General features: G+C 73.5%; 14 protein-coding genes. 9 read left to right on the top strand and 5 right to left on the bottom strand.

What is annotated here, in order from left to right; translation table 11 throughout:
• The first annotated feature begins 64 nt into the window (after positions 1 to 64).
• Both LIV55_RS04160 and meaB read left to right on the top strand, forming a co-directional pair.
• Positions 65 to 1,264, top strand: coding sequence for an acetyl-CoA C-acetyltransferase (locus LIV55_RS04160; RefSeq protein ID WP_229299263.1), 1,200 nt, complete (start codon positions 65 to 67; stop codon positions 1,262 to 1,264).
• A gap of 2 nt (positions 1,265 to 1,266) precedes the next feature.
• The gene (meaB, locus tag LIV55_RS04155; RefSeq protein ID WP_308012869.1) at positions 1,267 to 2,244 is read left to right on the top strand and encodes a methylmalonyl Co-A mutase-associated GTPase MeaB; all 978 of its coding nucleotides are present in this window, start codon (positions 1,267 to 1,269) and stop codon (positions 2,242 to 2,244) included.
• Here meaB and LIV55_RS04150 read toward each other — a convergent pair.
• Positions 2,225 to 2,731, bottom strand: a complete 507-nt coding sequence (locus LIV55_RS04150) for a hypothetical protein (protein ID WP_123092027.1) — start codon at positions 2,729 to 2,731, stop codon at positions 2,225 to 2,227. The two genes, meaB and LIV55_RS04150, sit on opposite strands and share 20 nt — an antisense overlap.
• A gap of 132 nt (positions 2,732 to 2,863) precedes the next feature.
• Here LIV55_RS04150 and LIV55_RS04145 point away from each other — a divergent pair, with 132 nt between their 5' ends.
• The 5 genes from LIV55_RS04145 to LIV55_RS04125 all read left to right on the top strand — a co-directional run bounded on the left by LIV55_RS04145 (position 2,864) and on the right by LIV55_RS04125 (position 7,974).
• On the top strand, positions 2,864 to 4,336 hold the full coding sequence (locus tag LIV55_RS04145; protein WP_229299262.1) for a serine/threonine-protein kinase: 1,473 nt from the start codon (positions 2,864 to 2,866) through the stop codon (positions 4,334 to 4,336).
• 109 nt (positions 4,337 to 4,445) lie between these two features.
• Positions 4,446 to 5,246 (top strand): hypothetical protein, encoded by an 801-nt coding sequence (locus LIV55_RS04140; RefSeq protein ID WP_229299261.1) that lies wholly within the window; start codon positions 4,446 to 4,448, stop codon positions 5,244 to 5,246.
• Complete coding sequence (locus LIV55_RS04135) at positions 5,243 to 6,211, top strand: hypothetical protein (protein ID WP_229299260.1); 969 nt, start codon at positions 5,243 to 5,245, stop codon at positions 6,209 to 6,211. The genes LIV55_RS04140 and LIV55_RS04135 overlap by 4 nt, the downstream gene beginning before the upstream one ends.
• Before the next feature lie 28 nt (positions 6,212 to 6,239).
• On the top strand, positions 6,240 to 7,205 hold the full coding sequence (locus LIV55_RS04130) for a co-chaperone YbbN (protein ID WP_229299259.1): 966 nt from the start codon (positions 6,240 to 6,242) through the stop codon (positions 7,203 to 7,205).
• 286 nt (positions 7,206 to 7,491) lie between these two features.
• Complete coding sequence (locus LIV55_RS04125; protein ID WP_229299258.1) at positions 7,492 to 7,974, top strand: C40 family peptidase; 483 nt, start codon at positions 7,492 to 7,494, stop codon at positions 7,972 to 7,974.
• A 78-nt stretch (positions 7,975 to 8,052) separates the two neighbouring features.
• On the opposite strand, the gene glgB is transcribed toward LIV55_RS04125, so the two are convergent.
• The 3 genes from glgB to LIV55_RS04110 are packed head-to-tail and all read right to left on the bottom strand — an operon-like array spanning position 8,053 to position 13,852.
• The gene (gene glgB, locus LIV55_RS04120; RefSeq protein WP_229299257.1) at positions 8,053 to 10,377 is read right to left on the bottom strand and encodes a 1,4-alpha-glucan branching protein GlgB; all 2,325 of its coding nucleotides are present in this window, start codon (positions 10,375 to 10,377) and stop codon (positions 8,053 to 8,055) included.
• Complete coding sequence (locus LIV55_RS04115) at positions 10,374 to 11,777, bottom strand: maltokinase N-terminal cap-like domain-containing protein (protein ID WP_229299256.1); 1,404 nt, start codon at positions 11,775 to 11,777, stop codon at positions 10,374 to 10,376. The genes glgB and LIV55_RS04115 overlap by 4 nt, the downstream gene beginning before the upstream one ends.
• Positions 11,777 to 13,852, bottom strand: a complete 2,076-nt coding sequence (locus LIV55_RS04110) for an alpha-1,4-glucan--maltose-1-phosphate maltosyltransferase (protein ID WP_372456491.1) — start codon at positions 13,850 to 13,852, stop codon at positions 11,777 to 11,779. The genes LIV55_RS04115 and LIV55_RS04110 overlap by 1 nt, the downstream gene beginning before the upstream one ends.
• A 132-nt stretch (positions 13,853 to 13,984) precedes the next feature.
• Here LIV55_RS04110 and glgP point away from each other — a divergent pair, with 132 nt between their 5' ends.
• On the top strand, positions 13,985 to 16,564 hold the full coding sequence (gene glgP / locus LIV55_RS04105; protein ID WP_229299255.1) for an alpha-glucan family phosphorylase: 2,580 nt from the start codon (positions 13,985 to 13,987) through the stop codon (positions 16,562 to 16,564).
• A 97-nt stretch (positions 16,565 to 16,661) separates the two neighbouring features.
• On the top strand, positions 16,662 to 17,366 hold the full coding sequence (locus LIV55_RS04100; RefSeq protein WP_229299254.1) for a maleylpyruvate isomerase family mycothiol-dependent enzyme: 705 nt from the start codon (positions 16,662 to 16,664) through the stop codon (positions 17,364 to 17,366).
• Between the two features lie 140 nt (positions 17,367 to 17,506).
• Here LIV55_RS04100 and glgX read toward each other — a convergent pair whose 3' ends face one another.
• Positions 17,507 to 19,699 (bottom strand): glycogen debranching protein GlgX, encoded by a 2,193-nt coding sequence (glgX, locus tag LIV55_RS04095; RefSeq protein ID WP_229299253.1) that lies wholly within the window; start codon positions 19,697 to 19,699, stop codon positions 17,507 to 17,509.
• Positions 19,700 to 19,730: the final 31 nt, after the last annotated feature.

The following is a 19,730-nucleotide window of genomic DNA, read 5'->3' as shown; positions in this document are numbered from 1 at the left end:
GCTAGAGTGCCTGGCAGTCGACGTCGACGTCGGCGACCCCACGAACCCCTCTGGAGGGCCTGGCATGTCTGACCGTCCCGTCTCCGTCATCGTCGCGGGAGCTCGCACCCCGATGGGCCGCATGAGCGGCTCGCTCAAGGGCTTCTCCGGCTCCGACCTCGGGGGCTTCGCGATCGCGGGCGCGCTCGAGCGCTCGGGCGTCTCGCCGCAGGACGTCGACTACGTGATCATGGGCCAGGTGCTCACCGCCGGCGAGGGCCAGATCCCCGCCCGGCAGGCGGCCGTCAAGGCCGGCATCCCGATGACCGTGCCGGCGCTCACCGTCAACAAGGTCTGCCTGTCCGGCATCGACGCCATCGCGCTCGCCGACCAGCTCATCCGCGCCGGCGAGTTCGACGTCGTCGTCGCCGGCGGCCAGGAGTCGATGACCAACGCCCCGCACCTGCTGCCCAAGTCGCGCGACGGCATCAAGTACGGCGACGCGACCCTGCAGGACTCCATGGCCTACGACGGCCTCTACGACGTCCTCACCGGCCAGGCGATGGGCTCGCTCACCGAGACCGGCAACAGCTCGGGCGAGCAGCTCTCCCGCGAGGAGCAGGACGCCTTCGCCGCGCGCAGCCACCAGGCCGCCGCGCAGGCGTGGGCCGAGGGCCGGCTCGCCGAGGAGGTCGTGCCGGTCGAGGTGCCCCAGCGCAAGGGCGACCCGGTCGTCTTCGCCCAGGACGAGGGCATCCGCGCCGACACCACCACCGAGAGCCTGGGCCGGCTGCGTCCCGCCTTCGCGAAGGACGGCACGATCACCGCCGGCTCGGCCTCGCAGATCTCCGACGGGGCCTGCGCGGTCGTCGTCATGAGCAAGGCGAAGGCGGAGGAGCTGGGTCTGGACTACCTCGCCGAGATCGGGGCGCACGGCGTCGTCGCCGGCCCGGACTCGAGCCTGCAGGCGCAGCCCGCGAACGCCATCGAGGCGGCCTGCGCGAAGGAGGGCATCAGCCCCGCCGACCTCCAGCTCGTCGAGATCAACGAGGCCTTCGCCGCCGTCGGCATCGCGTCGACGAAGCAGCTGGGCATCGACCCCGAGATCGTCAACGTCAACGGCGGCGCCATCGCGATGGGGCACCCGCTCGGCATGTCCGGCGCCCGCGTCGTGCTCACGCTCGCCCACGAGCTCAAGCGCCGCGGCGGCGGTGTCGGTGCGGCCGCCCTGTGCGGTGGCGGCGGCCAGGGCGACGCGCTCGTCCTGCGGGTGCCCAGCGCCTGATCGTGCCCCGACCCGTCGACGTCCCCTCTCTCGTCGCTGCGGCGAGGGAGGGGACTGCGCGTGCCGTCGCGCGGCTCATCTCGCTCGTCGAGGACGAGCACCCGGCACTTCCCGAGATCGTCGCGGCGCTCGCGCCGCACGTCGGGGGAGCCCATGTCGTCGGGCTCACCGGTGCGCCCGGGGTCGGCAAGTCGACGACGACGAGCGCGCTCGTCTCGGTCCTGCGGGCGGCGGGGCGCCGGGTGGCGGTGCTCGCCGTCGACCCCAGCTCGCCCTTCTCCGGCGGGGCCCTGCTCGGCGACCGCATCCGGATGACCGAGCACGCGGGTGACGACGGCGTCTTCATCCGATCCATGGCCAGCCGGGGCCATCTCGGTGGCCTGTCCGCGACGGCTCCCTCGGCGATCCGCGTGCTCGACGCCGCCGGCTTCGACGTCGTGCTCCTCGAGACCGTCGGCGTCGGTCAGTCGGAGGTCGAGGTCGCCCGGCTCGCCGACACCTCCGTCGTCGTCCTCGCCCCGGGCATGGGCGACGGGATCCAGGCGGCCAAGGCCGGGATCCTCGAGATCGGCGAGGTCTTCGTCGTCAACAAGTCCGACCGGGCCGGGGCCGACGACACCGTGCGGGACCTGCGCCGGATGGTCAGCCTCGGCGACCGCACCGAGCCGCACCTGTGGCGCCCGCCGGTCGTGCGGGCGGTCGCCCTCGACGGCACGGGCGTGAGCGAGATCGTCGAGGCGGTCGACGCCCACCTCGCGTGGTCGCGCGAGCACGGCGGGCTCGAGGCGCGACGTCGGCGACGCACCGTCGACGAGATCGAGGCGCTCGCCCTCGCGGGGCTGCGCCGCCGGTTCGCGGGCGACGCCGGTGATGACCGGCTCGACGCCCTCGCCCAGGAGGTCCTCGACGGAGGGCTCGACCCCTTCGCCGCCGCCGACCGCCTGCTCGAGCAGGCGGGTCTCAGCTCGTCGAGATCGTGAGCCCGTCGTAGTCGGTGCCCTCGGGCACCGTCGACAGGCAGCTCGCCGTCGCCGACTCGCCGGGCTGGACCGAGCTCGTCGTGCACAGCGCGTCCTCGACCTCGGTGCCGCCCTGGGTGAAGTTGACGTAGAAGAAGTAGGTCTGCGCGGTCGACGTCGTGTTGGTGACCTCGATGCCCGAGGGCTCGAGGCCGAGCGCGTTGGACGTGATCTCCCAGCCCGAGGCGATGCTGCCGTCCGAGATCGTCACGGCCTGCCCCTCGGTCACCGGGGTGCCCGCGCTGCCGCTCGAGGACGACGAGGTGTAGCTCTCGATCGCCTGGTCGGCCTGGTACGCGGCGAAGCCGAAGAAGCCGAGCACGCCGCAGCAGCACAGGAGGACGACGGCACCGATCCCGCCGAGGACCCACCACAGGGTGTTGTCCTTCTTCGGGGCCCCGTAGGGCGACGGTGCGGCGCCCGGGTACCCGGGCTGCTGGTAGGACATGGTGCTCCCCTTGCTCGTGATGCTGACGGGGACAATCTAGGCCCCAGGCCCGGGGCCCGCGCGGGTGCCACGACCGGGCGGGGAAGGGGACGTGGGGCCACCGACGGCGCCGACCCACCTATCGTGGGGTCGGTGAGCGTCAAGACCACCGAGCCCGGACCGGGCCTCGTCGCCGGGCGGTACCGCACCGAGCGGCCCGTCGGGCGCGGCGGCATGGGCGTCGTGTGGCTGGCCCGCGACGAGCGGCTCGGCCGGCACGTGGCGATCAAGCAGCTCGGCGCCTTCCCCGGCGAGACCGACGACCGCACGAGCCGCGCGATGCGCGAGGCGAGGCACGCAGCCGCGCTCAACCACCCCAACGTCGTCGCCGTCTACGACGTCGTCCAGCACGACGGCGCCCCGTGGCTCGTCATGGAGTACGTCGACGGGCCGACCCTCGCCCAGGCGGTGCGCGCCCGGGGACCGCTGCGACCGCGCGGCGCGGCCGATCTCGGCGCCCAGCTCGCCGCCGCCCTCGTCGCCGCCCACGCGGCCGGCGTCGTGCACCGCGACATCAAGCCCGCGAACGTCCTCATCGGCGACCGACGCCCCAAGCTCGCCGACTTCGGCACCGCGCGGGCCGGCGCCGACGACCAGCTGACGAGCACCGGCATGGTGACGGGCACGCCGACGTACATGGCCCCCGAGGTGGCCGACGGGCACGAGCCGAGCGAGGCGAGCGACCTGTGGGCCCTCGGCGCGACGATCTACTTCGCCGTGGAGGGGCACGACGCGTACCGCTCGCAGGGCAACCCGCTGGCGACCCTGCGTCACATCGCGACCAACCCGCCCGAGCCGGCGACCTCTGCGGGGCCCTTGGCCCCCGTGCTCGAGCGGCTCCTCGACCGCGACCCCGCGAGACGGGGGAGCGCGGCGCAGGCCCGGGCCGACCTGCAGCGCGTCGCCGAGGGTCAGGGCGTCCCGGCGACCTCCGCGCCCACGGCCGCGATGCGGCCGGTGGCTCCCCCTTCGCCGCCGTCGACCTCGACCCCGCCCTCCCGGGCGTCCGCGCCGCCCACCCGCTCTCACCTGCGCCAGGCGCGGCCGGCGCCGGTCCCGGCGCACCGCGGTGCGCACCGCTCGCCACGGCGCCGGTGGGTGCCCTGGCTCGCCGTGGGTGGTGTCCTGCTCCTCCTCGCCGCCGGTCTGGCCCTCCTCGCGGGTCGCGACGACGGGGCCGGGGGGCTCCGCGACGGCGCGGGGGCGGCGTCGAGCTCGGTCGGCGGCGGGAGCACCGCGCAGCCCGCGGGCGACGCCCCGGCCTTCCCCGAGGACGAGGTGCGCACCTTCGTCACCGACCACTACTCCCGGCTGTCCTCGGACCCCCGTGCCACCTGGCGCTCGCTCACGCCGCAGATGCAGCAGGCCGCGGGCGGCGAGGCGGCCTACGTCGAGCTGTGGTCCGGCTTCTCCTCGACGAGCGCCTCGCAGGTCGAGGTCGACGAGGACACCGGAGAGGTGAGCTTCACCCTCACCCGCGAGCACGACGGGACCCAGACGATGAGCGGTCAGAGCATCACGCTCGTGCGCGAGGACGGGGCCCTGAAGATCGACTCCGCCGGCTGACTGCCGGCTGAGAATCTCTTTACGATTTTGTGACCTTCGGCGATCTTTGCCACCCTGGATGGTCAGGCCGTCCCTCCGGCGGCCGTCGTCGAGTTGAAGGAAGCACATCGTGCACCGACCCATCACCCGTGCCCTGGGGACCGCCGTCGCGGTGCTCGGGCTCGTCTGCGCGCTCGTCGGCGGGTGGTTCGTGACCCAGCTCGGGACGTCGGGGACGGCCACCTTCACGGCCGCCCCCGGCGACTCGACGCTCGTCCTGCCGCCCGACGTGCTCAACCGCACGGACTCCGACGTCACCGTCCGCGCGACCGCCGACGGCGACGCCCCCGTGTGGATGGGTCTGGCCCGTCCCTCGGACGTCGACACGGTGATGCAGGACGCGCAGGCCGCCCGCGCGCAGGGCGTCTCCGTCACGGGCTGGGAGCTCGAGACGACGACGAGCGGGTCCGGCAGCGCCGACCCGCAGACCTACGACCTGTGGCAGGGCGAGACCCGCGGCACGGGACAGGCCCAGCTGACGGTCACCCAGGACGCCGCGCCCCAGACGCTCGTCGTCACGGCGGGCGAGGACGCCCAGCTGAGCGAGGTGTCGATGACCGTCACCGACAGCGGCTGGTCCACCCGTGCGATCGTCCTGCTCGTCGTCGGCCTCGTGCTGCTCGTCGGGGGCGTCTACCTCGCCCTCCGCGGCGGGCGTGGCCCGCGCGCCGGCGGCCCGGTCGAGGACGGTCGCGAGGACGAGGACGGCCGCCGGGACGAGGCCGTCCAGACCGACCCGGCGGACGGGGCCGACGCCGCCGACGAGACGCAGGTGCTCGGCACGGCCGACGCGACGGCCACCCCTGACACGACCGACGAGACCGGGACGCCCGCACAGCCGGCAGACCCGACGACGAAGGAGACCCGATGACCCCCCGCCGCACCCGTCTGGCCGCCCTGGCCCTGGCCACCCCGCTCGCGCTGGGCGGCTGCTCCTCGCTCGCCGGCCTGCACGACGCCCCCGCCGAGGACGCCCAGGGGCAGTCGATCTCCGACTCCGCGGGCGCGCAGGTCACCCAGCGCGTCCTCGGCGAGGTTGGCGTCGCGCTCGACGCCGAGGGCAAGGGCAGCGCGAAGGATCGCAAGACCGTGCTCACCGGCCCGGCTCTCGAGGCGGCCGACGCGAAGGTCGACGTCGAGCAGGTCGAGGGCGAGGGCGCGGCTCTGGCCCCCTCCGCCGAGCCGACCGTCATCGCCGTGAGCAAGGGCACGTCCTGGCCGCGCACGATCCTCGCGACCTCGCAGCAGGACGAGGAGCAGCACCTCCACGTGCTCGTCGCCGACAGCCCGCGCTCGCAGTACCGCCTCTACGCCTCGGTGCCGATGGCGGCGGGGGCCACCGTGCCCGCGCTCGCCGAGAGCGACGGCGCGGTCGAGGTGCCGACGAAGGTCGGCGCGAAGGACCTCCAGCCCGTCGCCCGGTGGGCGAAGGCCGTGTCCTACCCCGCTCCGAAGAGCGACCCCAAGGGCGTCGCCGTCGACGACCCCTTCTCGAGCGCGCTGCGCACGAACGCCGCGAAGCAGGCCAAGCGGCTCGGCGACCTCGCGAGCTACAAGGTCTCGCACACGCCCTCCTCGGACGGGATGGTCTTCCCGCTCGCCGACGGCGGCACGCTGACGATCACGACGCTCACCCGCACGGACACGATCTCTGCCGGCGAGGACGCCAAGGAGCTCACCCTGCCCGACGAGCTCACCGACCTCGTCGGCGAGGACACCGTCGGCGACCGGCTGAGCGTCCAGCACCTCGAGACCGTCGCCGTCGTCGCGCCGAAGGGGGGCGACGTCACCGTCGTCGGCGCCTCCGAGCAGCTCTCCTCGGCCAAGGGATCCTGACCCCGGGGCCGTCTGCGAAGATCGGGGCATGACCGAACCGCACTCCTCGCTCCGCGGCGCCGTCGACCTCGGCGCCCTTGGCCAGCCCGCTCCCGCCCCCGCTGCCGGGGGTGGCGCCGGACCGACCGGGGCGGGTGGTGGGGCCGCGGGCGGTGCGCCCGCGGGGGGCGACCCCTTCGCCTCGCCGGTCGTCGTCATCGGTGACGACGCGAGCTTCAACCAGCTCGTCCAGCGCTCGGTGAGCGTGCCCGCGCTCGCCGTCCTGTGGTCCTCGCAGAGCCCGCAGAGCCGGGCCGCGCTCGACGTCGTCGTGCCGGCCGCCGAGCGGCTCCAGGGGCGGGTGCAGGTCGTGAGCATCGACCTCGCCACCAACCCCGGCATCCTCCAGGCGCTGCGTCCGCCGCAGATGCCGATCACCATCGGCCTGCTGCAGGGCCAGGCGATCCCGCTCTTCCCGGACGTGCCCAGCGCCGAAGACCTCGACCGGGTGCTCGCCGAGTTCCTCCAGCTCGCCGTCAAGCAGGGCGTCACCGGTCGTGTCGAGGTCGGCGACCTCGGGGTCGAGCAGGTCGAGGAGGAGCTCTCGCCGCTGCACGTCGAGGCGTACGACGCCGTCGAGCGCGGTGACCTCGCGGCGGCGGCGGCAGCCTTCGAGCAGGCGCTGACCCAGGACCCGTCCGACGAGGACGCGCGTCTCGGCCTGGCCCAGGTCTCGCTCATGGCCCGCACCCAGGGCGTCGACCTCCAGCAAGCCCGCGAGGCCGCGGCCGCCGACCCCACCGACGTCGACGCGGCGATCATGGTCGCCGACCTCGACGTGCTCGGCGGGCACGTCGAGGACGCCTTCGCCCGCCTCGTCGACGTCGTGCGCGCGACGCAGGAGGACGAGCGCGAGCGCGCCAAGGCCCACCTTCTCGACCTCTTCGAGGTCGTCGGGGCCCAGGACGAGCGGGTCCGCCGCGGCCGCACCGCCCTCATGAGCGCCCTCTTCTGAGCGGCCCCCTCACTTTCCCGCCCAGGGCGGGAACATTCGACCTCGGGAAGGAAATGTTCTTTCCCGAGGTCGAGCTTTCCCGCCCTGGGCGGGAAAGCTGGGACAGGAGGTCGTGACCTCGCCTTGACATCACCGTGACCTCTCCGTGACCATTGACGACGGCCGGCGCGGCCTGGATCCCCCTTCGCGGGTGGGTCGTGGGGGCGCCGTGCGCACAGCCCTCGGGTGATCCCGGGGGCTGCGTCGCGGTCCGGCCCGGCCGTGTCCCCGTGAGAAACGACCCCCTGTGCGCCATCTCAGCAAGACCTCCGCCCTGCTCGCCGCCGTCGCCCTGGCTGCCACCGGCACCGCCGTGAGCGAGGTGCTCGCCCCCTCGAGCGCCTCCGCCAGTGACATCACGACCTCGCGCTCGAACATCTGGCAGTCCTACGTGCTCGCCAACAGCCGCGTCGGCGACACCCCGTACCGCTACGGCGGCACCTCGCTGTGGACGGGTGCGGACTGCTCCGGCTTCACCCAGACGGTCTACGACAAGCGCTCCGGGGCCAACCTGCCCCGCACCGCCGAGCAGCAGCGCCGCGCCGTGCGCGCGATTTCGAAGCGCTGGGCCCGCCCGGGCGACCTCGTCTTCTTCGGCGCCCCGGCCTACCACATGGGCATCTACGCGGGGAACGGCTACGTCGTCGACGCCTCCCGCTCCGGCTCCACGGTCAAGAAGCGCAAGATCTGGACCTCCGACGTGCGCTACGGCACGCTCCGCGCCTCCTGAGCGCACCCCGCCCACGACGAAGGGGGTGACCCGGCACCTGGCCGGGTCACCCCCTTCGTCGTGCTCTCGGCGGGTCGCTCAGGCGCCGCCGACGCCGCCGATCGGCGGGTCCGGGGCCGGGCGGGGCGCCGGGGCGGCGGCCACGGGAGCCGGCGTCCCGGTCGGCTCGACGGAGCTCTCCACGGACCGCTCGTCCGCGTCCGCGTCCGAGGAAGCGGCGATCGGGCGGAGGTAGATCGCGCTGAGCCGTGCGATGCGCACCTCGACCGAGCAGGGCTGCCCCTGCCACGGGTGCTCCTGCGCGGTGAGGACGACCCCGCCCTGGCTCGGCGAGCTGTGCTCGTCGAAGCCGGCGGTGTCGAGGACGACCTCCCAGTCGCCGCCGCGCGGCAGCCCGAGCCGGACGACCTCGCGGTCGGCGCCGCCGAAGTTCACCGCGACGGCGAGGACGTCACCGGTGCGGTCCCGCTCGCCGAAGCGCAGGAAGGACAGCGTGTTGCCGCCGTTGTCGTCGGCGTCCAGCCACTCGAAGCCTGCCGGCTCGGTGTCGAGCGCCCACATCGCGGTGCCGGCCGTGTACGTGGCGTTGAGCTCCTTGACGAGGTTGTGCACCCGGTAGTGCGACGCGTGGTCGAGCAGGTGCCACTCGAGCGAGCGCCCGTCCGCCCACTCGCTCGTCTGCGCGAACTCGATGCCCATGAAGAGCAGCTGCTTGCCGGGGTGGGCCCACATGTAGGCGAGGAAGGCGCGCAGCGTCGCGAGCTGGTCGTAGTCGCTGCCGGGGATCTTGCGGGGCAGCGAGCCCTTGCCGTGGACGACCTCGTCGTGGCTGATCGGCAGCAGGTAGTTCTCCGCGTACGTGTACATCATCGCGAAGGTCAGCAGGTTGTGGTGGTACTGCCGGTTGACCGGCTCCTCGCCGAGGTAGCGCAGCGAGTCGTTCATCCACCCCATGTTCCACTTGAGGCCGAAGCCGAGACCGCCCTGGTCGGTGGAGCGGGTGACGCCCGGCCAGGCCGTCGACTCCTCGGCGATGGTGATGACGCCGGGGACCCGCTTGTAGGCCGTCGCGTTGGCCTCCTGGAGCAGCCCGATCGCCTCGAGGTTCTCGCGGCCGCCGTGGGCGTTGGGCACCCACTCGCCGTCCTTGCGGCTGTAGTCGAGGTAGAGCATCGAGGCGACGCCGTCGACGCGCAGCCCGTCGACGTGGAACTCCTCGAGCCAGTACAGCGCGTTGGCGACGAGGAAGTTGCGCACCTCGAGCCGGCCGAAGTCGAAGACGTAGCTGCCCCAGTCCGGCTGCCAGCCCTTGCGCGGGTCGGGGTGCTCGTAGAGGGGCAGGCCGTCGAAGCGCACGAGCGCCCACTCGTCGGTGGCGAAGTGCCCCGGGACCCAGTCGAGGATGACCCCGATGCCGGCCTGGTGCAGCGCGTCGACGAGGTAGCGGAAGTCGTCGGGGGAGCCGAAGCGCGAGTTGGGCGCGTAGTAGCTCGTCACGTGGTAGCCCCACGACGGCGGGTACGGGTGGTCCATGACGGGCAGCAGCTCGACGTGGGTGAAGCCGAGGTCGGCGACGTAGTTGACGAGGTGCTCGGCCAGCTCGCGATAGCTGAGCCCCTGGCGCCACGAGCCGAGGTGCACCTCGTAGATGCTCATCGGCCCGGTGTGCGGGTTGCGCTCGGCCCGCTGCGTCAACCACTCCTCGTCCTGCCACGTGTACGTGCTATCGGTGACCACCGAGCTCGTCGCCGGGGCGACCTCGGCCCGCCGGGCCATCGGGTCGGCCTTGTGGCGCACGACGTCGTCGGCGCCGCGGATCGCGAACTTGTAGAGGTCGCCCGCGGCCATGCCCGGCACGAAGAGCTCCCACACGCCCGAGCTGCCGAGCGCGCGCATCGGGTGCGCCGTCTCGTTCCAGCCGTTGACGTCGCCGACGAGGCTGACCGCCTTGGCCCGCGGCGCCCACACGGCGAAGCTCACCCCTTCGACCTCGCCGAGCGGCCCGGGGTAGCGGCGCACGTGCGCGCCGAGGACGGTCCACAGCTCCTCGTGGCGGCCCTCGCCGACCAGGTGGAGGTCGAGGTCGCCGAGCGTCGGCGCGAAGCGGTACGGGTCGTCCTGCTCGACCTCGTGACCGCCCCACGTCGTGAGCACGCGGTAGTCCATCGTGCGCTCGGCGTCGGCGCGCGTGCCGGCGAAGATGCCGTGGTCCTCGTGCTCGAGGTCGATCTCGACGCCGTCCTCGAAGCGGACCCGCACGCGCTCGGCGAGGGGGCGCAGGACGCGGACCTGCAGGCCCTCGTCGAGCAGGTGCTGGCCGAGCACGTCGTGGGGCTGGCTGTGCCGCCCGTGCGCGAGCGCCCACAGGGCGCCGGGCAGGGCGGACTCGGGGATCGGGGTCACACGTCCTCCTGGAGGAGTCGGGTCACGGCTCGCACGGGGATCGCGAGCCAGGTCGGTCGGTTGCGCGCCTCGTAGACGACCTCGTAGAGGGCCTTGTCGAGGGTGAGCGCGGTGAGGACGGCGGCGTCGTCGCGGGCGTCGTGCCCGGCCTCGGCGTAGCCCTCGAGGAAGGCGCGGGAGGTCTCGGCCACCCAGGCCGCCGCTTCGGCGTCGGGCAGCCCGCTGGAGGCGCCCGCGTAGTCGATCGAGCGCAGCATGCCCGCGACGTCGCGAAGGGGGGCGTCGAGGGCGTTGCGCTCGGCGAGGGGGCGCAGCGGCTCGCCCTCGAAGTCGATGACGACCCACCCGCGGTCGGGCACGTGGAGCACCTGGCCGAGGTGGTAGTCGCCATGGATGCGCTGCATCGCCGGCCAGCGAGCGGCCCGGGCCCGGGTGAAGACGTCGCGGAAGGCCGGCTCGTGCTCGGCGAGGGCCGGCACCTCGCCGAGGGCGAGGGAGGCCCGGCGGCGCATGCCGGAGACCTGCGCGGCGACGAGATCGTCGTCGGCCGGCCGGGTCGGCAGCACCCGGGCGAGGGTGTGGTGGATGTCGGCCGTGACGACCCCGAGGGCGCGGGCCTCGTCGGCGAAGGGGGTGCCCGAGCTCGCCCGCTCGAGCGCCACCCGCCACGCGTCCCGGCTGCCGCGCAGGTACTCCTGGGCGACGGCGAGGTGGCCGAGGTGGGTCTGCCCGTCGGCGTCCCGCCACGCGCCGGCGACGTGGCCGACGGTCGCGGGGACGTACGGGCAGTTCGCCGCGCCGAGCGCGCCCTGGAGGGTGACGTCGGGGTTGTCGCCGGGGGAGAGGGTGCGGAAGATCTTGACGATGACCGGCTCGGCGCCGGTCTCGACGACGACCGAGGTGTTCGACTGCTCGCCGCGCAGGACCGAGCTGGTCACGACCTCGGGATCGCTCGTCCACGCCGGGTGCGGCGCCCCGGCGACGTCGGGCCTCGGGGTGTCGGAGACCGAGCCCTCCTGCGCCTGGGCCCGGCCCCGCACGAGGGCGAGCAGCTGGGAGACGTAGACCGGGTCGTGGGGGGCGTCGTAGACCCACCGGTGCCCGAGGACGGGGTGGTCGAGCTCGCCGACGAGGGCGTCGTCGGCCCCCGGCAGCGGGGCGCCGCGGTAGGTGAGGGGCACCTGGTAGGTGACGCCCGGCCCGCCGTCGGCGCCGGAGAGGTCCTCGTAGACGAGGGTCTCGATGCCGACCTCGCCGGCCGGGTCGTCGAGGCGCCACGAGTCGAGCCGGCGCAGCCGGGGGGTGCGCCCCTTCGCCTGGTACCAGCGCTGGGCGCCGACCCAGGCGAGGACGAGGTCGTCCTTGCCGGGGGTGAGGGTGACGTCGTGGACGGTGGCCATCAGCGCCCCCGCACCGCGAGGACGTGGACCGGCTCGCCGTCGGCGCCCAGGCGCACGAAGGCGTCCTGGCCCCACTCCCACACCGCGCCGGTCACGAGGTCCTCGACCTCGAAGCGCTCCCAGCCCTCCATGCCGAGCGCGCCCATGTCGAGGCGCACCGTGGACTCGCGGGTGCTGTGCGGGTCGAGGTTGGCCACGACGAGCACCGTGTCGGTGCTCCCGTCGGGCAGGGCCCGCGACTTGCTGAAGGCGAGGAAGTTCTCGTCGTCGACGTGGTGGCGGCGGTAGTTGCGCAGCAGGCGCAGCGACGGGTGGTCGCGCCGGATCCGGTTGAGCATCGTCAGCCACCCGGCGAGCGACTGCCCCTCGCGCGGTCCGCCGGGCTCGTAGTCCGACCAGCGGCGGTCCTTGTACTGGTACTTCTCGTTGTCGATCTGCTCCTCGGCGCCGGGGCGGGCGACGTGCTCCATGAGCTCGTAGCCGGCGTAGATGCCCCACGTCGGCACGAGGGTCGCGGCGAGCGCCGCACGGACCTTCCACGCCGCCGGTCCGCCGAACTGCATGTACGGCGTGAGGATGTCGTGCGTCGTCGGCCAGAAGCTGGGGCGCATGTAGGCCGCGGACTCGCCGGAGAGCTCGGTGAGGTACTCGTCGAGCTCGTAGGCGCTGTTGCGCCACGCGTAGTACGTGTAGCTCTGCTGGAAGCCGACCTTGGCGAGGGTGTGCATCATCGCCGGCTTCGTGAAGGCCTCCGAGAGCCAGATGACCTCCGGGTGGTCCTGGGCGACGTCGGCGATGAGCCACTGCCAGAACTCGACGGCCTTCGTGTGCGGGTTGTCGACGCGGAAGAGGGTGACGCCGTGGTCGACCCACACCTGGATGACCCGGCGCACCTCGGCGTAGATGCCCGCCGGGTCGTTGTCGAAGTTCACCGGGTAGATGTCCTGGTACTTCTTCGGCGGGTTCTCGGCGTAGGCGATGGTGCCGTCTGCGCGCGTCGTGAACCACTCGGGGTGCTCGGTGACCCACGGGTGGTCCGGCGAGCACTGCAGGGCGATGTCGAGGGCGACCTCGAGCCCCTCCTCGCGGGCCCGGGCGACGAAGGCGTCGAAGTCCTCGAAGGTGCCCAGGTCGGGGTGGATCGCGTCGTGCCCGCCGTCGGGGGAGCCGATGGCGTAGGGCGAGCCCGGGTCCTCCGGGCCGGCGTCGAGGGTGTTGTTCGGGCCCTTGCGCGCCGTCGTGCCGATGGGGTGGATCGGGGTGAGGTAGACGACGTCGAAGCCCATGCCCGCGATCGCCGGCAGGCGCTCGGCAGCGGTGCGCAGGGTCCCCGAGACCCAGCGCCCCGTCTCCTCGTCGAGGTAGGCGCCCTCGCTGCGGGGGAAGATCTCGTACCAGCCACCGGCGAGGGCGAGCTCGCGCTCGACGAGCAGGGGCAGGTCGTCGCTGGCGGTGACGAGCTCACGAAGGGGGAGCGTCACCTCGAGCTCGGTGCGCAGCTCGGGCGTCGACGCGGCGTGGAGCCGGGCACGCGGGCTGTGGTCGCCGGGGGCGGTGAGCGCCTCGAGGGCCTCGCGGACGAGCTGGCGACCGCCGGGGGAGCGGCCCGGCACGTCGAGGGCCCGCTCGAGGACGAGGACGCCCTCGGCGAGCATGAGCTCCTCGTCGACGCCGGCGTCGATCTTCACCGTCGCGTCGTGCAGCCAGGTGCCCCAGGGGTCGGACCAGCCCTCGACGCGGTAGCTCCACCAGCCGGGGCGGTCGGCGCTCACCTCGCGCACCCAGTGGCTCAGGCCCGGGTTGACGCACGTCATCGGCAGCACGCTCTCGGCCCCGTCGGGGTCGGTGAGCACGACGCTCGCCGCGACGGCGTCGTGGCCCTCGCGGAAGACGGTCGCGGTGACGTCGAAGGGCTCGTCGACGACCGACTTCGCGGGTCGGTCGCCGTGGTCGACGCACGGGCGCACGTCGAGCACGGGGATGCGCCCGAGCGGCACCTGGGGCGCCTGGCTGCGTGGCACGCGCAGGCGCGAGGTCGTGGCGGGCGTGGGGTCGGGTGCGGCGTCGGTCCTCACCGTCGCGACGCTACCGGCCCGGTGGGAGCACGGACGAGGGAAGGGGCAGGTGCATCGCCGTGACCTGCAAGGTCACGTCATCGTTTGCAAGAACCTGGCGAAGGGGGAGCCCGTGCGCTTACCCTTCGGGGTGTGAAGGCCATCCGTCGTTTCAGCGTCCGTACCGTCCTGCCCGAGCCGATCGCCGCCCTGGGCGAGATCGCGACCAACTTGCGGTGGAGCTGGTACAGCCCCGCCCGCGAGCTGTTCGCGAGCATCGACCCCGCGCGCTGGGACAGCGTGCGCCGCGACCCGGTCCGGCTGCTCTCCGCCCTCAGCCCGGCCGAGCTCCGCGCGCTCGCCGAGGACCCCGCCTTCGTCCTGCGGGTCCAGGAGGCCAAGGCCGACCTCGACCGCTACCTCGGGTCGCGCCAGTGGTACCAGGAGTACGCCGAGCGCACCGAGGGCGCGCCGAGCGCCATCGCCTACTTCAGCCCGGAGTACGGCATCACCGAGGTGCTGCCGCAGTACTCCGGTGGTCTGGGCATCCTCGCCGGCGACCACCTCAAGGCCGCGAGCGACCTCGGCGTGCCGATCGTCGGCGTCGGGCTCTTCTACAAGACCGGCTACTTCAAGCAGTCCCTCAACGCCGACGGCTGGCAGCGCGAGGACTACCCCGTGCTCGACCCGCAGGGCCTGCCGCTCTCGCTCCTGCGCGAGGACGACGGCACCCCCGTGACGATCACCCTGGCGATGCCGCACGGCCGCGAGCTGCACGCCCACGTGTGGCGCGCCCAGGTCGGCCGCGTGCCCCTCCTGCTGCTCGACAGCGACGTCCAGGGCAACGACGACGCGATGCGCCAGGTGACCAACCGGCTCTACGGCGGCGGCGGCGAGCAGCGCCTGCAGCAGGAGATGCTCCTGGGCATCGGCGGGGTCCGCGCCCTGCGCGCCTGGTCCCGGCTCACCGGCGCCCCCGCGCCCGAGGTCTTCCACACGAACGAGGGCCACGCCGGCTTCCTCGGCGTCGAGCGGATCAGCGAGCTCACCCAGCAGGGCTCGATGACCTTCGACGAGGCGATGGAGGCGACGAAGTCCGGCATGGTCTTCACGACCCACACCCCCGTCCCCGCGGGCATCGACCGCTTCGACGCCTCGCTCGTCGAGCTCTACCTCGGCGGCGAGCAGGCCCTGCCGGGCGTGCCCACCGAGCGTCTCCTCGAGCTCGGCGCCGAGACCTACGAGGGCGGCAGCCGCGGCGTCTTCAACATGGCGGTCATGGGCCTGCGGATGGCCGAGCGCGCCAACGGCGTGTCCCAGCTGCACGGCGTCGTCTCCCGCGAGATGTTCGACGGGCTGTGGCCGGGCTTCGACGACGTCGAGGTGCCGATCACCTCGATCACCAACGGCGTCCACGCGCCGACCTGGGTCGACGACCGGGTCTTCGACCTCGCCCGCGAGCACATCGGCGGCGCCGACCTCGAGACGGGCGACCGCTGGTCCGAGATCGGCGCGATCCCCGGCGACCGCGTCTGGGCGACGAAGCGCGAGATGCGCCAGCAGCTCGTCGACGAGGCTCGCCGCCGGCTGCGCTCGAGCTGGCTCAAGCGCGGCGCGAGCGAGGCCGAGCTCGGGTGGACCACCTCGGTGCTCGACCCCGACGTGCTGACGATCGGCTTCGCCCGACGCGTGCCGACGTACAAGCGCCTCACGCTCATGCTGCGCGACCCGCAGCGGCTCAAGGCCCTGCTCACCCACCCCGAGCGCCCGATCCAGCTCGTCATCGCCGGCAAGTCCCACCCCGCCGACGAGACGGGCAAGCAGCTCATCCAGCAGATGGTCCGCTTCGCCGACGACCCCGAGGTCCGCGACCGCATCGTCTTCCTGCCCAACTACGACATCGCGATGGCCAAGGACCTCTACCCGGGCTGCGACGTCTGGCTCAACAACCCGCTGCGCCCCTTCGAGGCCTGCGGCACGTCGGGCATGAAGGCCGCGCTCAACGGCGGTCTCAACCTCTCGATCCTCGACGGCTGGTGGGACGAGTGGTTCGACGGCGAGAACGGCTGGGCGATCCCGACGGCCGACGGCGTCGAGGACCCCGACCGTCGTGACGACATCGAGGCCGCCGCGCTCTACGACCTCGTCGAGAAGCACGTCGCCCCGATCTTCTACGACCGCGACGAGCAGGGCCTGCCCGTGCGCTGGCTGGAGATGCTGCGCCACACGCTGAGCACCCTCGGCCCGAAGGTCCTCGCCACCCGCATGGTCCGCGACTACACCGAGCGGCTCTACACGCCGACGGCTCGGGGCAACGCCGCCGTGAGCGCCGACGGCCACGCCGGTGCTCGTGACCTCGCCGCTTACAAGGGCAAGGTGCGCGCCGCCTGGCCGAAGCTGAGCGTCGACCACGTCGAGGCCAGCGGCCTGTCCGACGACCCGCAGGTCGGCGAGACCCTCCACGTCGACGCCTACGTCTCGCTCGACGGGCTCGACCCGCAGGACGTCGACGTCCAGGTCGTCACAGGCACCGCGGCCATCGCCACGGACGACATCTCGGACTGGACCGCGAGCTCGTTGTCCTTCGTCGAGCGCTACGACAACGGCACGGCGAAGTACGCCGGGTCGGTCGCCATCGAGACCACCGGCCAGTTCGGCTACACGGTGCGCGTGCTGCCCACGCACGAGCACATGGCCTTCCAGTCCTCGATGGGTCTCGTGACCAACGCCTGACCCCCCCTTCGCCGAGGTATGGCAGATCGGCCCCGGATCCGTGGATCCGGGGCCGATCGCCATACCTCGGCGTAGTCCGGGGCGGCATCATCGGGTCATGGACCCCGCACGCAGCGCTGCCGCCCTCGACGACGAGATCGCCCGGATCGAGGCGCTGCTGCGCGACGCGTCGCCGCACGACTGGAGCCGGTCGCTGCCGACCTGCCCGCGGTGGGAGCTCGCCGACCTCGTCGGGCACCTCGGCGGCGTGCACCGCTGGGTCGTCGGCGCGGTCCGCGAGGGCCACGGGCGCACGGAGAGCACGCCACCGCCGGCGGAGGGGCTGGCCGGGTGGTTCGGCGAGGGCGCCCGCGAGCTGCGCGAGACGATCGCCGTCGACCCGGCGAGACCTGCGTGGACCTTCGAGCGGGGTGACCGCACCGTCGGCTTCTGGCAGCGGCGGCAGGTGCACGAGCACACCGTGCACCGGGTCGACGTCGAGCTCGCGCTCGTCGGCGAGACGAGCCCGGTCCCCGTCGACGTGGCCGCGGACGGCGTGGCCGAGGTCGTCGAGGTCTTCGTGCCCCGGAGGCTGGCGAAGGGGTGGCTCGACCCGATCCCCGCGGCGGTCCGGCTCGTCGCCACCGACGCCCCGGTCGACGTCGTCGTCGGCGACGGCGACCCGGTCGCCCAGGTGAGCGCCCCCGCTGCCGACCTCTACCTCGCGCTGTGGCAGCGCGCCCCCCTCGACGACGAGCGCACGACGTACGAGGGCGACGAGGTCGTCGCTCGCGAGGTGCTGAGGATGCCCCTCACGCCGTAGCGAGGGGGTGGGCGGTGGTCTCGAGGCTCGCTGGCGCTCGCACCTCGACCAGCAAGGTGACATCACTGGTCTCGAGGCTCGCTCGCGCTCGCACCTCGACCAACGAAGGGCGCTGGCGCTCGCGCCTCACCAGCGACGGGTCAGGCGGGGGTGGCGACGTAGAGGCGGATGCTCGCGGCGGTGACGTCCACCCCTTCGCCCGCGGGCACGTGCACCCGCTCGCCCTCGTCGGGGCGCTCCCAGGCCGAGTCCCACCACAGCTCGAAGCCCGCCACGCCCGGCGGGGCGGGCAGGACGACGTGACCGTCGTGCCCGGCGCCGTGCAGTACCACGAGCGCGGACCGGTGCCCGAGCGGAGCGCCGTCGAGGTGCATCTGGAGGACCCGGCGCGAGGAGTCGCCCCACTGGTGGGTCATCGCCGACCCGTGCTCGTCGTACCAGCCGATGTCGCTCGCCCCGTGGTCGTCGAGCGGGCTCCCCGTGTAGTGGCGGCGATGCCGCAGGGTCGCCAGCTCGTGGCGCCACCCGCTGAGGGCGCGGGTCGTCGCGAGCAGGTCCTCCTGCTCCGCCCCGAGGTCCCAGTCCAGCCACGTGAGCGGCCCGTCCTGGCAGTACGGGTTGTTGTTGCCCTGCGTCGTGCGGCCGATCTCGTCGCCCGCGGCGATCATCGGCACCCCGGTCGACAGCAGGAGGGTGGCCAGGAGGTTGCGCCGCGAGCGCCGGCGCAGCGTGAGCACCTCGGGGTCGTCGGTGGGCCCCTCGACCCCGTGGTTCCACGACCGGTTGTGGTCGCTGCCGTCGCGCCCGTCCTCGCCGTTGGCCTCGTTGTGCTTGACGTCGTACGCGGTGAGGTCGGCGAGGGTGAAGCCGTCGTGCGCGGTGACGAAGCCGATCGAGCTCGCCGGGCCCCGCTCCCCGCTCCCGAAGAGGTCGCGCGAGCCGGCGAGCCGGGTAGCGATCTCGCGCACCCCGTGGGTGCTCGAGCCCTGACGCGCGCCGCGCGCGACCGCGAGGTCGGAGAGCCAGAACTCCCGAGCCGCGTCGCGGTACCGGTCGTTCCACTCCGCGAGCGGCGGGGGCATCTGCCCGGTGCGCCACCCGTGCGGCCCGACGTCCCACGGCTCGGCGATGAGGTGCACGCCGCTGAGCACGGGGTCGGTACGCAGCGCGGTGAGGAAGGGGTGGCCGGGGTCGTAGTCGTCGTGGGTGCCGCGGGCGAGCGCGACGGCGAGGTCGAAGCGGAAGCCGTCGACCCCGCACTGCGTCACCCAGTAGCGAAGGGAGTCGAGCACCATCCGCTGCGTCGTCGCGTCGCGCAGGTCGAGGGTGTTGCCGCACCCCGTGACGTCGACGTCACGGCCGCGCTCGTCGAGCCGGTAGGACGTGCGCCCGGCCAGACCCCGCCAGGACAGCGTCGCGCCCTGCACCGACTGCTCCGCCGTGTGGTTGTAGACGACGTCGAGGATGACCTCGATGCCGGCGGCGTGGAGCATCTTCACCATGCCCTTGAGCTCGTCGAGCGCGCCCTGCGGGTCGGTGGTCGACGCGTACGGCAGGTGCGGGGCGAAGAAGCCGAGGGTGTTGTAGCCCCAGTGGTTGACGAGCCCCCGGGCGAGCACCTCGGGCTCGGAGACGAAGTGGTGCACCGGCAGCAGCTCGACCGCCGTGACGCCGAGCGAGAGCAGGTGCTCGACGCACGCGGGGTGCGCCATGCCGGCGTAGGTGCCGCGGAGGTGCTCGGGCACCCCGGGCATCGTGGCGGTCATCTCGCGCACGTGCACCTCGTAGACGACGCTGTCGGCGAGCTCGCGACGCGGTCGGGGGTGCTCGCCCCAGTCGAAGCGCTCGTCGACGACGACCCCGAGCGGGGCGACGCCCGCGGAGTCGAGATCGCTGCGGACGGCGATGTCGGCGCGGCCGTCCTCGCCGACGACGTGGCCGAAGAGCGCGGACGGGTAGGCGTCGAGCACCCGGTCGACCATCCGCGCGTAGGGGTCGAGCAGCACCTTCGCCGGGTTGTGCCGGTGGCCCGCCTCCGGCTCCCACGGCCCGTCCACCCGGTACCCGTAGCGCTCGCCGGCGCCCACCCCGTCGACCCGGCCGGACCACCAGCCGCGCCGCCGCTGGACGAGCCGCACCTGACGCTCCTGCGCGGGGTCTCCGCTGGGCCCGAAGAGGCACAGCGTCACCGCCGTGGCGAAGGGGGCGTGCACCGCCACCTCGAGCCCGCCGGCGACGAGGTGAGCCCCCGGCACCGGGGCGTGGTCGAGCGGGGTGGCGTCTCGACGCGGGGCTGCTGCCGCGACGTCGTCGAGGCGGGTGTGCGGCGGCATGGTCGCAACTGTAGGCAGTAGGTACGTTGGG

Source organism: Janibacter melonis, from assembly GCF_020567375.1.
In the GTDB taxonomy this organism is placed as follows: Bacteria; Actinomycetota; Actinomycetes; order Actinomycetales; family Dermatophilaceae; genus Marihabitans; species Marihabitans melonis.
This window is presented reverse-complemented; position numbering and strand designations above follow the sequence as displayed.

Excerpts from the sequence above, each read along its gene's own strand:
- LIV55_RS04160 (WP_229299263.1), top strand. The coding sequence starts at position 65 with ATGTCTGACCGTCCCGTCTCCGTCATCGTCGCGGGAGCTCGCACCCCG.
- LIV55_RS04150 (WP_123092027.1), bottom strand. The coding sequence starts at position 2,731 with ATGTCCTACCAGCAGCCCGGGTACCCGGGCGCCGCACCGTCGCCCTAC.
- LIV55_RS04135 (WP_229299260.1), top strand. The coding sequence starts at position 5,243 with ATGACCCCCCGCCGCACCCGTCTGGCCGCCCTGGCCCTGGCCACCCCG.
- LIV55_RS04130 (WP_229299259.1), top strand. The coding sequence starts at position 6,240 with ATGACCGAACCGCACTCCTCGCTCCGCGGCGCCGTCGACCTCGGCGCC.
- LIV55_RS04115 (WP_229299256.1), bottom strand. The coding sequence starts at position 11,777 with ATGGCCACCGTCCACGACGTCACCCTCACCCCCGGCAAGGACGACCTC.
- LIV55_RS04100 (WP_229299254.1), top strand. The coding sequence starts at position 16,662 with ATGGACCCCGCACGCAGCGCTGCCGCCCTCGACGACGAGATCGCCCGG.
- glgX (WP_229299253.1), bottom strand. The coding sequence starts at position 19,699 with ATGCCGCCGCACACCCGCCTCGACGACGTCGCGGCAGCAGCCCCGCGT.